The following is a 15,660-nucleotide window of genomic DNA, read 5'->3' on the forward strand; positions in this document are numbered from 1 at the left end:
ATCGGGAATCGGGAATCGGGAATCGGGAATCGGGAATCGGGAATCGGGAATCGGCGATATTTTGTCTTTCTGGGGACAGGTTCTGTCAACTCCCGTTAGAACTTAGTTTCTTTTAATTGCCTTCCAACGGAGCACTTCCGAGTATAGGAGTGCAGCACTCCGCACGCCCTTGTGGTCAAACTCGACGCTCAAAAAAGCCGATGTCTTAACATCGGCTTTTACATAGCTTTTTGCGATCCCGAAGGATGTAGACGCTCTCGCCTCTACTTCTTACGTAGACCTACCAACACTTTTTCAAGCTTAGCTTCCATCGGCGCGTTGATCTCCATCCACTCATCATTCGATGGGTGCTGGAACTTGATGTTCGCCGCATGAAGGAACAAACGGTCCAAACCAACTTGGCCAGTATAAGCATCAAAGCGGCGGTCACCGTAACGATCATCCCACGCGATTGGGTGACCCGTGTATTGAGTATGCACACGAATCTGGTGAGTACGGCCAGTAATCGGGCTTGCTTGAATCAACGTCGCCTGCTCAAACCTTTCCAAAACCTTGAAGCGCGTTTCTGACGGTTTACCATTTGGGTTCACACGTACGATACTGTTTACTTCATTTTTGAGTAGCGGCGCATTAACGACTTTGCAGCTGTTTTTCCACTCACCCATGACAAGCGCGAAGTAGAACTTCTTCACTGTCTTTTCACGGAATTGGGCTTGTAGATGACGCAATGCCGAACGCTTCTTAGCAACTAACAAAATGCCGGAAGTGTCACGGTCAATACGATGAACCAGTTCTAAGAAGCGTGCCTGTGGGCGTAATGCTCGAAGTGCTTCAATCGCGCCAAACTTCAAACCACTGCCACCATGTACTGCTGTACCAGATGGTTTATTTAGCACCAACATATGGTCATCTTCAAAAATGATCATATGTTCTAGTTCTGCCACTTTATTTAACTTAGTGCTCGGTGCGACATCGTCTTCTTTCTTCTCGACCGTTACCGGTGGAATACGTACGAGGTCGCCTGCCTTAAGTTTGTACTCGGCTTTAATACGCTTTTTATTAACTCGCACTTCACCCTTACGCACGATTCGGTAAATCATGCTTTTGGGAATGTCTTTTAATTGGTTACGCAGAAAGTTATCAATGCGTTGACCCGCCATGTCTTCGTCGATATCAACGAACTGGACTTTTGTTCTTATTTCGCTCATGGGCGGTATTGTAAACCCAAATCTGTACGACTTCACATTATTCTTGCCGCAAAAGAAACACTTGTTGCCGTTCATCGAGCTAAAACACGCCAAGCTTTTGTTTAAATTATTAAAACTCTCTATCAACTTCTCGATTTAATTTGCGTCTTTCTCAGTTTGCGAGACTCAACTGCTTATGAAACAGCCAGTTATAAATTACAAAAATTGAATTTAGCACCAAATTTTCCATCGTTTACGTTAAAGCAGATTGCTGATATCCACCTGCGCTGCTATAGTTCACAGCTGCTAAGGAAGGTTTGGTTACATTTTGTTCATTACCAATCATTTATCCCCAAGCAATGTGAGTAGACTGTTGAATGTCAGGTGCAGCATTGGCGTAAGACACATTGAGTTCAACACACTTGTCACTCTACTCCTCGCATATTCACGTTGAGTATCTACCGCTCCGTATAGCGGGTCACAAGTTTACGTTTCCAACGAAACCCAAAGAAGTTTGTGATGACTGAAGTGCCCTAGAGCATCCCCTTCCAGCCGGGAGGCTGCAAAATATAGCCATGGGATCAGGCACCGTGAAAGAGTGAAAAAACGGTGGCAAGTTGCAAAGAAAGATAAAGAAAAGACAACGAGAAATTTTCAATGAAAAGAATGTTAATCAACGCAACTCAAAAAGAAGAGTTGCGTGTCGCTCTGGTTGATGGCCAGCGACTTTTCGATCTTGATATCGAGAGTCCAGGTCATGAATCTAAAAAAGCGAATATCTACAAAGGACGTATCACACGTATCGAACCAAGCTTAGAAGCCGCATTTGTTGACTACGGTGCTGAGCGTCACGGTTTCCTTCCTCTTAAAGAAATTGCCCGCGAATACTTCCCTGAAGGTTACACTTACCAAGGCCGTCCTAGCATTAAAGAAGTGCTAACAGAAGGCCAAGAAGTGATCGTGCAAGTGGAAAAAGAAGAACGTGGTAGTAAGGGCGCAGCTCTAACTACTTTCATCTCTCTTGCGGGTAGCTACCTTGTTCTTATGCCTAATAACCCTCGTGCTGGCGGTATTTCTCGTCGTATCGAAGGTGATGAGCGTACACAACTTAAAGCTGCACTAAGCACTCTGGAACTGCCTCAAGGCATGGGCCTGATTGTTCGTACTGCTGGCGTTGGCAAGAGCGCAGAAGAACTAGAGTGGGATTTGAACGTACTACTTAACCACTGGAGCGCGATTAAGGGCGCGGCAGATTCTAACCCTGCCCCATTCCTAATCCACCAGGAAAGTAACGTAATCGTTCGTGCAATCCGTGACTACCTACGTCGTGATATCGGTGAAATCCTAATCGACAGCAACACCATTTATGAGCGTGCTAAAGAGCACATCAAATTGGTTCGTCCTGATTTCATCAGCCGCGTTAAAAAATACGATGGCGAAGTACCACTGTTCAGCCACTACCAAATCGAAAGCCAAATTGAATCGGCTTTCCAACGTGAAGTGCGCTTACCATCTGGTGGTTCTATCGTAATCGACCCAACAGAAGCACTGACTTCTATCGATATCAACTCTGCTCGCGCTACGAAAGGCGGCGATATCGAAGAAACAGCACTAAACACCAACCTAGAAGCGGCTGACGAAATCGCTCGCCAATTGCGTCTACGCGACCTTGGTGGTCTGGTTGTTATCGACTTCATCGATATGACGCCAGTACGCCACCAGCGTGAAGTTGAAAACCGTCTACGTGAAGCCGTTCGTCTAGATCGCGCCCGCGTTCAAATCGGTCGCATTTCTCGCTTCGGTCTTTTGGAAATGTCTCGTCAACGTTTGAGCCCTTCTCTAGCGGAAGCAAGCCACCATATTTGTCCTCGTTGTACGGGTACAGGTGTGGTTCGTGACAACGAGTCTCTAGCACTTTCTGTTCTTCGTCTTATTGAAGAAGAAGCGCTTAAGGACAACACAGCACAAGTACTTGCTGTGGTACCTGTGCCAATCGCGTCTTACCTTCTAAACGAAAAACGTCGCTCTGTGAACCACATTGAACGCACTCAAGAAGTGAAGATCACTGTTGTTCCTAACTCAGACATGGAAACGCCTCACTTTGAAGTTATCCGTGTTCGTGAGGGTGAAGAGTTCGACCTGCTTTCTTACCTACTTCCTAAGAAACTGGAAGCGATGAAAGAAGCAGAAGGCAAAGAGCCTGCAGAAGTTGATATTAAGCCTAAGCGCATCGAAGAGCCTGTACTGAAAGGTTTCGCAGCGCCAACGCAAACTGCACCAGCTCCTGCTGCAACGTCTAAACCTGCACCAGCTGCGAAGAAGAAAGAAGCAGCGCCACAGGAAGAAAAACCAGGCCTAATCAGCCGTCTGTTTAAAGCGCTTGGCAGTTTCCTATTTGGTGGTTCTGAAGAAGTAAAAGAAGAACCTAAGAAAGAAGAGAAGAAGCCAAACCGCGATAACAAGCGTAACAAACGTGACCGCAACGATCGTCGTCGCAACAACAACCAACGCGATAACCGCGAAGGTCGTGACAACCGCGATAACAAACGTCGCCGTAAGCCACGTGAAGAGCAAGCGACTGAGCAAAACGAAACGCAACAGCAGCCTAATAAGCAGCAAAACCGCAACCAGAAACGTAAGCCTAGAGCTCAACAAGCTGAAAAAGCACAAGAGCCAAAAGCAAATGCGAAGGTAGCGGAAAAAGGTCTGCAACTTGCCGCTGAAGCACGCACTGGTACAGAAGCGAAGCCGGAAGAAAGCAAAGCGAAGTCAAACGCGAAAGCAGAGAAAGTGAAAGAGCGCCGTCAGCGTCGCAAACTGAACAAATCTGTACGTGTTAAAGATCAGCAAGCGGCTGAGAAAGCTGAACAGGAAGTACCTGTACAAACAGTCGTTGAAGCGGTTGAAGCACCTGTTGAAAAGCCAGTTGAGGCAGCAGCAGAAGCACAACAAGACAACAAAGCAGAATCTAAACAGCGTCGTAACCGTCGTTCACCACGTCACCTACGTGCAAGTGGCCAACGTCGTCGTCGCGGTCGCGATCGTCGCCCTAACCCATTCCGCCTACGCAAAGGTGGTGTAGCCTCTCCTGAGATGGCAATGGGTAAAGTAATGCCACGCTACATTCCAAAACCAGCGCCTAAGAAGGAAGAGCGAGTGAAGGAAGAAGCAGCGGTTGTTGCAACAGCAGTACCTGCAATCCAAGGTGGTTTTGCTTGTCCTGAAATGGCGATGGGTAAAGTGATCATTCGCCGTGAGCAACCAGCAGTCGTTGAAGCGCCAGTGGTTGAACCAAAAGTTCAACAACCTGTGGAAACGAAAGTAGAAGCTCCAGTTGTAGAAACACCGGTTGCAGCAGCACCAGTAGTTGAAGCAACAGTTATCGAACAAGCTGAAACTGTAGCAGCAGAAGCGACACCAGTTGAGCCAATCGTAGAAGCACCTGTTGTTGAAACAGCTGAAACTGCAGTAGCAGAAGCGGCGCCAACTCAAGAGCCAGTAGTCGAAGTAGTAGCAGAAACCGTAGAACAAGTTACAGCGGAAGTGAAAGTAGAAACACCAGAGCCTAAAGCAGAAGTTATCAAGGTAGCGACCAAGCCACGTGCTAGCGCACCGATGACAAAAGCGCCGGGTCCCCAAGAGCTTCGCGAAATCACTGTTACAGCAGCACCGTTTAAAGCTGAACGCTACGCACCGAAAGGCGCAGGTAGCCAAGTAGCAACAAACCGTGCGTCTGCAGGTATGACAAAGCCAAACTTTAGCTAAGTTGTAATTTGTCTTTACACAAAGCGAAAAGCTAATGAAAAGGCTGCCGATTGGCAGCCTTTTTTGTTATTCAGCCCGTTGGCTTTCATTGTTCATATTAATATCAACTACCGATCACATTTGTGCGTCAATATCCCCTTCTTTGTTGAACTTAATCACACTTTTCGGTAGCATTCGCCGACTCAAGTTTTCGACACCATTCTGATGCTGCTCTTTTTTTACTACGGTTTGTACTGTTAGAAGCGACTTCGCTTCCCCATCAGTACTTGTGCAATACGAATATGTGTCGGGAGAAATTCATCGCCAAGAGAACCCAATTTAAAACATGTTCGAATTTCCTCAATTTTCTAAGCACTCTGTAAAGAACGATGTGCTATCAGGTCTTACGGTTGCGCTAGCACTGGTTCCTGAAGCTGTAGCATTTGCATTCGTTGCTGGTGTAGACCCTATGGTTGGTCTGTACGCAGCCTTTATCGTCGGCCTTATCACCTCTATCTTCGGTGGCCGCCCAGGTATGATTTCTGGTGCAACCGGCGCTATGGCGGTAGTTATGGTATCGCTAGTGGCGACTCACGGCGTTCAATATCTGTTTGCCGCAATTATGCTCGCGGGTATTCTTCAGATCGCAGCAGGCCTATTCAAGCTGGGTAAATTCATTCGAATTGTTCCACACCCAGTAATGATTGGTTTTGTAAACGGTCTAGCTATCGTTATCTTCCTTGCGCAGCTAGGTCAGTTTAAAGCGCCTGACATCAACGGCATGCTGACTTGGCTACCACAAGACCAAATGCTGCTAATGCTAGGTCTCGTTGCGCTAACAATGGCGATCATTCACTTCCTACCAAAGATCACAACCGCGGTACCGTCTTCTCTAGTAGCAATCGTGACGGTGACGGCTCTTGTTGTGGGTTTGGATCTAGAAACACGTACGGTAGTCGACTTCCTACGTACTATGTCTGGTGACGAAGCAGCGACTTTGGCGGGCTCTCTTCCGACCTTCTCTATTCCAGCTGTACCTTTCACTCTTGAAACACTGCAGATCATCTTGCCTTACGCAATCATTCTTGCTGCTATCGGCCTGATTGAGTCTCTACTGACGCTGACGGTACTAGATGAAATGACCAATACTCGTGGTCAATCAAACCGTGAGTGTATCGGCCAAGGCATGGCGAACATGACATGTTCAGTGTTCGGTGCAATGGGTGGTTGTGCGATGATTGGTCAGTCAATGATCAACGTAAACTCCGGCGGTCGTGGTCGCTTATCAGGCATCGTTGCAGCTATTGCCCTACTGATGTTTATCCTGTTTGCTTCTTCATTGATTGAAATGATTCCACTGGCTGCGCTAGTTGGTGTTATGTTCATGGTGGTAATCGGTACATTCGAATGGGCAACGTTCAAACTTGCGCGTCGTGTACCTAAGCAAGATTTCTTCGTTATCGTTCTAGTAACAGTAGTGACTGTACTAACTGACCTAGCGGTTGCAGTTGCCGTTGGTGTGATTGCATCTGCGCTAATGTTTGCATGGCAGCATGCTAAACATATCTACGCAGACACGCGTCTAAACGAAGAAGGTTCAAAAGAGTACAAGATCCACGGCCCTATCTTCTTTGGTTCTGCTGCAAACTTCCTTGAGTTGTTTAATGCTCAAGACGATCCAAAAGACATCATTGTCGATTTTGCAGATTCTCGCGTAACAGACCATTCAGCTATTGAGGCAATTGAGACTCTGGCTGAGCGCTACGCTGTACTAGGTAAAACACTTCACCTACGTCACCTGAGCCCTGACTGCCGCAAGCTTCTAGATAAAGCGGGCAGCTTGGTTGAAATCAACGTGAAAGAAGACCCAAGCTACAAGGTTGCAACCGACGTACTTGCAGGTTAATGAAAACGAAAAAGGGATGAGCATGACTCATCCCTTTTGCTATCTGTCGCTTGTCACTACTTAGAGCTTTTTCAAAATCACTTCCGACGCATCTTCAATCAAATCCAGTACCAATTCAAAACCCGCATCTCCACCGTAGTATGGGTCCGGAATCTCGTCATAGTCTGAATCACCATGACTTAAGAATAACGACACTTTGTGGCGATGCTCTGTCGGACAAATATCCAATAGATCGGCAAGATTCGCTTTGTCGGCCGCTAACACCATATCAAATTCATCAAAGTCCCCTACCGTTACCTTACGAGAACGCATTCCTTTAAACGAATAGCCTCGCTGCTTTCCTGCTTGCATGGAGCGTGCATCGGGAGGATTTCCGGCGTGGTAACCTATAGTCCCTGCGGAGTCCACTTCCACTGAAATGCCCAGTTCTTTAGCTTTCGCTCTTAATACTGCTTCACCTGTTGGCGAACGACAAATGTTTCCCATACAAACAACGAGTAGTTTCTTCATTTTATTCCCTGAATTATCGATGGTTTTTCTTCACCAACTGTTGGTCTATCATAACGAGATAATTCGATGAACCCAAGTAACCACGGGCAAAGCACACAACGGAATTGAGGAAGTATTATGTCTATCGAAGAAAACAAAGAAGCACGCCATAAGGCTCGCCAACAGAAAGTAAAAGAGCAGGTAGACGCTAAAATCGCCGCTGCCCAAGAAGAAAAAGGCCTACTACTTATCATCACTGGTAATGGTAAAGGTAAATCGACATCCGGTTTTGGCACCATAGCGCGTGCCGTTGGCCATGGATTGAAATGTTCCGTCGCTCAGTTTATCAAAGGTACATGGGATAATGGCGAGCGTAACCTACTAGAGAAACTCGGCGTTGAGTTTCAAGTGATGGCTACGGGCTTCACTTGGGAAACGCAAAATAAAACAGCCGATACAGAAGCCGCTCAATTGGTGTGGCAAGAGTGTAAGCGCATGCTTAAAGATGAATCTATTGATGTGATTCTGTTTGATGAGCTGACGTACATGGTGAGTTATGGCTATATCGACTTAGACGAAGTGGTCGAAGCGCTGAACAACCGCCCGAAGATGCAATCTGTCGTAATTACTGGTCGCGGTGCACACCGCACCTTAATTGAGATGGCAGACACCGTTTCCGAAGTGAAGAACGTTAAGCACGCTTTCGAATCCGGCGTAAAAGCCCTAAAAGGTGTCGATTGGTAAGTGTTTAAAGATTTCTCCGAGCGAATAAAGCTCCAAATAATTCGAATAATGCACAAACTAAAAAAGGGTTGGCTCAGGCCAACCCTTTTGCTTTAACGATATATAGCTAGGAAGCTTGGTTCGTTATTTAAATAAGTTCTTCAACAAACCATCTACAGCTTCTTTGGTTTTCTCGTCCTTAATCTTGTCCGTTAGCTTGTCTACACCACGGTCAATTTCTTTCTGTGCTTTTTGCTTCAACACGTCATCAAAAACCAGCTTAAATTTAGGTTCAGCCCACTTACCAGAAACGTTGATAGGAATAGTGATGTCCTTCAGTTCATCAATGTTCTTACCACCCTGGCCTTCTAACGAGCCCACTATCGAAGTGCTAATAGTGAAGTCGACCGTTTCGTTTAAGTAGTTCGCTTTACCCTTACCACGAACGCGAAGAAGTGGAGACTGCGCTTTCATGTTATCGGTAGAAACCACACCTTTGTTCAGTTTCAACGTTGCCGTCATGGCACTAAAGTCTGTTTTCTTAACTTCATCCGTGCCTTCTAGGCTTTGACCTTTGAATCGTGCGTAGTTTTCTCGAATCAGTTGAGCAACGTTGATGCCATTCACAGCACCATCGGCAAAATTGATCACGACAGTGCCGGCCAGGTTCTTCTTGATGCCTGTTGGCGTTAGACTCTTACCACTAACGTTCACATCAATGTTGCCTGTACCTTCCAACATGTCGTTGTTTGCCACATCGATCAACAATGGTTGGATATGGACACCTTTAATTGATTTCTTCGCTGAGTAAGTTGCTGGTGATTTACGTGCATCTAGCTTAGCGGTTGCAGTGATCGTACCTTGGTACAACTTAGAGCTGAATGAAGTCAGATCGAACACACCGCGATTGACAGAGAAGCTTGCTTTTACCGCTTCCATCTTCGCGTTAGCGGCTTTGAACTTATCAATCGTAATATCGCCCTTCACATCAAGCGTTTTTAGTGCAGAAAGGTCTGGTTCAACCTCAGGACCAGCAGGAGCACTGTTGCCGCCTGATGCTGATTTACCACTCGCTGAAGCCTGCTGGTTCAAGCCAAGGAATTCATCCAAGTCGATGTTAGGACTGTGCACAGCAAAGCGTACTTTCGGAATCTCACCCAAAGTTACGTCCGCTTTACCATCCAATGCAATTGCGTTTGCTGTTAGCTTTTCCAATACGAAGCTCAAGTGACTCTTAGTAAGATCGAAAGAGAGATCTGAAGCCATATCAACTTTCATTGGTGATTGTGGAAGCGCATCTCCTTCAAACGTTGAGTTCAACGTCAACTTGTTCAACCGCACTTTGCTGATAGCTTTATCGACGTTTAGCTCACCGCCACCTTGCATATCAAGCTTCATGCCACCGGCTTCGCCTTTCAATGCGTAGCTTAGGTTGTTTGCTTTATCGAATTCGAACGTCTCTAAACCAATGGTCGCAGATTCAATTTTGTTGGCAGGATCGCGGTAAGTGGCATCAAAGTTGATGTTTTTCAGAGCGTAGCTAGTCAAACCTTTCGCCAGTTTGAAATCCGCTTTACCTTGCGCTGTAAAAGTCTGGTCATTCATTTCACCTTTCACGCCGAAGTCTGCCGTTGTCCAGCTATCAAAGGCAAACTGAGAGAGGTTTAAAGAAATATCAGACAGTTTAGTGTAGCTACCCGCTTGCTTGTCTTGGATTTCAACATAGCCATTAGAGATGGTGACGCCAGCTAGATTGATCGTCCAATCAGAAGCCGCACTCTGAGAGTCTGCCGCTTGCTCTGGCGTTGCTTCCGTGGTTTTTTCTGCTTGCTGAGTTTGTGCTTTGGTTAGCGCATCAATGTTCTTGGTACCATCTTTCAGCGTTTCAAGGTAGAACTCAGCACCATCAAGAGTGACATTCCCAATTTCCAGTTGTTTGCTGAACAAAGGAGTAACAGACACGTCCACGCCGACAGTTTCAACTTTAAACAGATTTGGTTGGCTAAAGCCTTGTGGGTTTCTTAATTCAGTGCGGCCCAGCTCGAAGCCAATTGATGGGAAAAACTGCCAGCTAATGTCCCCGTCAATAACGAGTTCTAAGCCGGTTTGCTTTTGAGCTTGTTCCACTATCAGTGGTTTAAATTGGTTTGGGTTAACAAAAATCACTAACCCTAAAATAACAGCCAAAATCGCCACAATTGGGATGGCAATGATTAAGAGCAGTTTTTTCATTCGCTTTTTCCTTGCTCGAGTGTTTTTACAATTATAAGCACAGACTTGATTAATCGCCGACAGTTCCACAAAAGCGTGAAAAACGTCCGATTTCGTATTGCAACTGACTAATTTAAAAACAAAAAAAGAAGTGGCACCTAAGGTGCCACTTCTTCATACAAAAATAAAGCGATATAGCCGTCTAAAGGCTTAAGCTTTCAGAAGTTTTGCAATGTGCGCTTTAAGAACGTCAATTGCGATACGGTTTTTACCACCGCGAGGTACGATGATGTCCGCGTATTGCTTAGAAGGTTCGATAAATTGCATGAACATCGGACGAACTGTCTGTTGGTATTGCTTAAGAACAGATTCCATTGTACGACCACGCTCTTCAACATCACGTTTAACGCGACGAAGTAGACAGATATCCAGAGGCGTATCCATAAATACAGTTGCGTGCATTAGGTCACGTAGACGTGGGTCAGTTAGAAGCAAGATACCTTCAAGAATGATGACCTTTTTAGGTGTCATTGGAGTCGTATTGCTTGTGCGAGTGTGCTCTGTGTAGCTGTACTCAGGAACTTCTACAGCTTCGCCACGTACCAATTTCTCTAGGTGTTCGCAGAGTAGGTCGTGGTCCAACGCGCTCGGGTGGTCGTAGTTAGTCTTTACACGCTCTTCCATGCTTAGTTGGCTTTGGTCGTTGTAGTAGCAATCTTCCGTGATGACACCGATTTGATGATCGCCCACTTTCTCGCGAAGCTCATTGTAAATAGTGCTCGCGATCAGACTTTTTCCAGAAGCAGAAGCGCCAGCAATACCTACGATGACGCATTGATTATTATCAGACATTAATTTGCACCCGATGATGATTTTCTAGTCACATAAAGAGATAAACTGCCTGATTATAGGGAGTTCCCCCCTTCGTTACTAGTTGGAATTAGGGTTTCGTTATAAGTTTCTGTCTGCTCAGAGGATCAACCTCCAAGCAAACGTTTATATGTACAATATTCAACCAGCGTTGATATTAAACTCAGTTCACCATGGTAAAACTGATTGCATCTGGTTTTGCTTTGCCTTGCCAATACATTGTACAACACACGCGATCAGCCAGCAGTTTGTAGTAGCCAGCGTGCTCGCTTTCTGGACGTCGTGCCACAGTTGGAATGCCAGCATCAATGTCTTCTCGCATTGAAATATGGAGTGGTATTTGCCCTAACAGCGCCAAACCAAATTCTTGCGACATTTTCTCTGCACCACCAGTACCGAAAATATGCTCAACCGCTCCACACTGACCGCAAATGTGGTAACTCATGTTCTCAACAACGCCGACAACTGGCACATTGACTTTATGGAACATGGCCGCGCCTTTACGCGCATCCGCTAAGGCAAGATCTTGTGGTGTCGTGACAAGCACTGTACCTGTTACTGGGATCTGCTGTGAAAGCGTTAACTGAATGTCACCCGTGCCTGGTGGCATATCAATAACCAGATAATCAAGCTCAGGCCAATCCGTTTCTGTCAGCAGTTGTGATAGCGCTTTGGAGGCCATAGGACCGCGCCAAATAGCCGCTTCCGACTTATCCACCAAGTAACCGATAGAATGAGTATAGATGCCATGAGCAAAAATAGGCTCCATCCATTTCGCATCACGGACTTCGGGCTTCGCGTCTTCTTGCCCCAACATCATAGGAACCGATGGGCCATAGATATCAGCATCTAACAAGCCAACTTTCGCACCCGACTGTGCAATAGCTAAAGCAAGGTTAACCGCTGTTGTCGATTTACCCACGCCTCCCTTTGCCGAGCTGACCGCAATGATGTTTTTCACGCCTTTAACAGCATTGGTAACTTGCGTCTCAAGCGCTTTAACCTTTAGCTCGATTTGGAAATCAAACGCAGGAACGTCGCCTGCTGCTTGTTGCTCTTTAATCCAGTCATTCAGCGCGATTTGAAGTTCGTTGCTCGCGAATGGCAAGGTAATTTGAATACCGCCTTGCGCAGGGATGGCAACCATCCCATTCATATCTGCCCAGTTTTCCACCAACTGTGGATGTTGGAACTGGTTTAGCCAATGGCAAAAATCTTGTTTTGAAGTGAACTGATGCATGAGGCCTCCTTTATGCATCTAATCGTAGCACCCAGCGGCGAGATTCAGAACCCCAAAAAAACTAAGGCAATCCATGGTTTGATGCCTTGGCGTCAGGGAGCTCATGGGGTAGTATTACTCTCTATTTTTTATACCTATCAAAAAGCGATTATTAAGTATGGCAAACGATCCAAGAAAACTGCTGGTAACTTGTGCCCTTCCGTACGCTAATGGTTCGATTCACCTAGGTCACATGCTTGAGCACATTCAAGCTGACATCTGGGTTCGCTACCAACGCCTACGTGGCAACACTGTAAACTTCATCTGTGCTGACGATGCTCACGGCACGCCAATCATGCTAAAAGCACAACAGATGGGTATTACGCCAGAAGAGATGATCGCTGCAGTAAGCGAAGAGCATCAAAAAGACTTCGCTGGCTTTGATATTAGCTTTGATAACTACCACAGCACACACTCAGAAGAGAACCGTGAGCTAGCTTCTCACATCTACCTAGAGCTGAAGAAAAACGGTTTTATCTCTAGCCGCACTATCTCTCAGTTGTTCGATCCTGAGAAAGAAATGTTCCTACCGGATCGTTTCGTAAAAGGTACTTGTCCTAAGTGTAAGTCAGAAGACCAATACGGTGACAACTGTGATAACTGTGGTGAGACGTACAGCCCAACTGAGCTGATCGATCCAAAATCAGCAGTTTCTGGCGCAACTCCAGTCATGAAAGACTCTGAGCACTTCTTCTTCGACCTACCCCAGTTCGAAAGCATGCTAAAAGAGTGGACTCGTTCAGGCTCTCTACAATCTGAAACTGCGAACAAAATGCAAGAGTGGTTCGAATCAGGCCTGCAACAGTGGGATATCTCACGTGATGCACCGTACTTCGGCTTCGAGATCCCAGGCGAGAAAAACAAGTTCTTCTACGTATGGCTAGACGCGCCTGTTGGCTACATGGCTTCTTTCAAGAACCTATGTGACAAAACTGAAGGTCTAGACTTCGACGAGTACTGGAAGAAAGACAGCTCGACTGAGCTATACCACTTCATCGGTAAAGACATCGTTTACTTCCACTCGCTATTCTGGCCAGCAATGCTAGAAGGTAGCGGTTTCCGTAAGCCAAACAACGTATTCGTACACGGCTACGTAACGGTAAACGGCGCGAAGATGTCTAAGTCTAAAGGGACGTTTGTTAAAGCAAGCACGTACCTAAACCACCTAGACCCAGAGTGTCTTCGTTACTACTACGCTGCAAAACTAAACAGCCGTATTGACGACCTAGACCTTAACCTTGAAGACTTCACTCAACGTGTTAACGCTGACGTAGTAAACAAGATTGTTAACCTAGCTTCTCGTAACGCTGGCTTCATCTCTAAACGTTTTGAAGGCAAGCTTGCTGAAAACTTTGCAGAGCCTGAGCTATACAACGAGTTCGTTGCTGCAGCAGACCGCATCGCAGAGCTTTACGAAACTCGTGAGTTTGGTCGTGCAATCCGTGAAATCACAGCGCTAGCAGACAAAGCTAACCAATACGTTGATGAAAAAGCACCTTGGGTTGTAGCAAAAGAAGAAGGCAAAGATCAGGAACTGCAAGAAATCTGTTCTGTAGGTATCAACCTGTTCCGCGTTCTGATGACTTACCTGAAACCAGTGATGCCTGCACTAGCAGCACGTACTGAAGCTTTCCTTAATGAAGAGCTAACTTGGGAAGGCATCGCTGCACCGCTTACTGGTCACGAGATCACTAAGTTTAAAGCGCTGTTTAACCGTATCGATCCTAAGAACATCGAAGCGATGATCGAAGCATCGAAGGAAGACGCTGCAGCAGAAATGGCAGCAAAAGAAAAAGCGGAAGCAGAAAAGAACAAAGCGAGTCAAACTGAGCTAGACAAAGATCCAATCGCTGACGAGATTGAGTTCGATGCTTTCGCAGCCGTTGATATGCGTATTGCTCGCATCATCTCGTGTGAAGAAGTGCCAAAAGCAAACAAACTGCTTAAGTTCCAACTAGACATCGGTGGCGAAACTCGTCAGGTGTTCTCTGGCATTAAGTCAGCGTACAAACCTGAAGAGCTAGAAGGCAAACTAACCGTAATGGTAGCGAACCTAAAACCTCGTAAGATGAAGTTTGGTATGTCTGAAGGCATGATCCTAGCGGCAGGCCCTGGTGGTAGCGATCTATGGATTCTTGAGCCACACGAAGGTGCTCAACCAGGTATGCGTGTAATGTAATTCATTACTCCATGACGTAACTTAGAAATCCTCGCCCAACTCGGCGGGGATTTTTTTCGATTGAATTCACACTTTTGGGGAGAGCCCGCACCAAACTTGTACCAACCACTAATATTAACTTTTATAAGTTGATGTTTTAAAACAACTTAACTATTGGCATCAAAACTGCTCTTACTTAGTTGCTAGGTCAAAAGCACTAACAAGGAGTTGGTTATGTTTGTTTTGATTTCTACTCTGATCTCGATTGCTATTCTGGCTGGGATCTATCACTTGGCTGCGAAGCGAGAAAAGCAACATGCTCGTAAGTATCAATTGCTCACCTTATTACGCGATACCATCCATCTATTGCGCCGTCATCGTGCAGTGACCCACTACTCTATCCAACACCAACAAAATCATGAGAAAGAGATAGAGCACATCCATCAGGAACTAGGTTATAAACTGCACCAATTAGTGGAAACCTCTCGCTTTGAGAACAAACCCATGTATCGCGTGCTGCAAATCAAAATTGATAAATTGCTCGAGCAGTGGCAGGACAACACTGTTGCACGCAATCAGATGGAGCATGGCAAGCTGATTCGCCACAGTTTGTACCTAATGGATGAGGTCACCCTTGCTTGGCTCGCCATCGCTCAGAGGGACGAGCTAAATGATGAGTACCACATGAACTGGCAAACTGTCATTGATAGCTTAGAGACGCTGACACAACTGCGTATCAGCATTCAAGACATGGGGGATAAAGGTGGTCCAGAGCGGATGAAGAATTACGCTTCGGTAATGATAAGAAGACTGAACCAGTTGGCTGTGATTAGCCCTTTAAGTATTGCCTCTCCTATGTCAACTCGTTCGATTCAATCTTTAAATGAGTACATTGAGGGCGAGCTCACTTCGCTGAGTGAAGAAGAGCTTTACGATATCACTTCTGACTTGTCTCTCACGATATTTAATACCTACGATCAAATGCTATCGGATATTATCGAAACCCTTTATTTACCTTTACCCAGATTGTCCTTAGCTTAATCGCTAGGGTGAATAAGTATCAAAAAAAACCGCAGGTTTATACCTGCGGTTT

General features: G+C 46.0%; 10 protein-coding genes. 5 read left to right on the plus strand and 5 right to left on the minus strand.

Annotated elements, in window-relative coordinates; genetic code table 11:
* Nucleotides 1-263 precede the first annotated feature (263 nt).
* On the minus strand, nucleotides 264-1,208 hold the full coding sequence (rluC, locus tag GXP65_RS17130; RefSeq protein ID WP_041853308.1) for a 23S rRNA pseudouridine(955/2504/2580) synthase RluC: 945 nt from the start codon (nucleotides 1,206-1,208) through the stop codon (nucleotides 264-266).
* A gap of 636 nt (nucleotides 1,209-1,844) precedes the next feature.
* Between rluC and rne the strand changes: the two genes are divergently transcribed.
* Nucleotides 1,845-4,952 carry a ribonuclease E gene (rne, locus tag GXP65_RS17135; protein ID WP_162093341.1) on the plus strand — a complete coding sequence of 1,036 codons (3,108 nt, stop codon included), beginning with the start codon at nucleotides 1,845-1,847 and terminating at the stop codon, nucleotides 4,950-4,952.
* 325 nt (nucleotides 4,953-5,277) lie between these two features.
* Nucleotides 5,278-6,837, plus strand: a complete 1,560-nt coding sequence (locus tag GXP65_RS17140; RefSeq protein WP_010645684.1) for a SulP family inorganic anion transporter — start codon at nucleotides 5,278-5,280, stop codon at nucleotides 6,835-6,837.
* 60 nt (nucleotides 6,838-6,897) lie between these two features.
* Here GXP65_RS17140 and GXP65_RS17145 read toward each other — a convergent pair whose 3' ends face one another.
* On the minus strand, nucleotides 6,898-7,347 hold the full coding sequence (locus GXP65_RS17145; RefSeq protein WP_010645685.1) for a low molecular weight protein-tyrosine-phosphatase: 450 nt from the start codon (nucleotides 7,345-7,347) through the stop codon (nucleotides 6,898-6,900).
* 117 nt (nucleotides 7,348-7,464) lie between these two features.
* On the opposite strand from GXP65_RS17145, the gene cobO reads away from it, so the two are divergent.
* Nucleotides 7,465-8,070: a cob(I)yrinic acid a,c-diamide adenosyltransferase gene (gene cobO, locus GXP65_RS17150; protein ID WP_005433239.1), complete on the plus strand. Its 606-nt coding sequence runs from the start codon at nucleotides 7,465-7,467 to the stop codon at nucleotides 8,068-8,070.
* A gap of 123 nt (nucleotides 8,071-8,193) precedes the next feature.
* Here the strand turns inward: cobO and GXP65_RS17155 are convergent, their stop codons facing one another.
* The 3 genes from GXP65_RS17155 to apbC form a co-directional block, all read right to left on the minus strand.
* Nucleotides 8,194-10,281 (minus strand): AsmA family protein, encoded by a 2,088-nt coding sequence (locus tag GXP65_RS17155; RefSeq protein ID WP_162093342.1) that lies wholly within the window; start codon nucleotides 10,279-10,281, stop codon nucleotides 8,194-8,196.
* A 189-nt stretch (nucleotides 10,282-10,470) separates the two neighbouring features.
* A complete protein-coding gene (udk, locus tag GXP65_RS17160) occupies nucleotides 10,471-11,112 on the minus strand; it encodes a uridine kinase (protein WP_005433235.1) in 642 nt (213 codons plus the stop codon).
* Nucleotides 11,113-11,293: 181 nt separating this feature from the next.
* Nucleotides 11,294-12,370, minus strand: a complete 1,077-nt coding sequence (apbC, locus tag GXP65_RS17165) for an iron-sulfur cluster carrier protein ApbC (protein ID WP_047481039.1) — start codon at nucleotides 12,368-12,370, stop codon at nucleotides 11,294-11,296.
* Between the two features lie 157 nt (nucleotides 12,371-12,527).
* Between apbC and metG the strand changes: the two genes are divergently transcribed.
* Nucleotides 12,528-14,588, plus strand: coding sequence for a methionine--tRNA ligase (gene metG / locus GXP65_RS17170; protein WP_038889869.1), 2,061 nt, complete (start codon nucleotides 12,528-12,530; stop codon nucleotides 14,586-14,588).
* A gap of 213 nt (nucleotides 14,589-14,801) precedes the next feature.
* On the plus strand, nucleotides 14,802-15,608 hold the full coding sequence (locus GXP65_RS17175) for a hypothetical protein (protein WP_045400751.1): 807 nt from the start codon (nucleotides 14,802-14,804) through the stop codon (nucleotides 15,606-15,608).
* Nucleotides 15,609-15,660 lie beyond the last annotated feature (52 nt).

This window comes from Vibrio sp. LB10LO1, assembly GCF_010092875.1.
Lineage (GTDB): Bacteria > Pseudomonadota > Gammaproteobacteria > Enterobacterales > Vibrionaceae > Vibrio > Vibrio campbellii.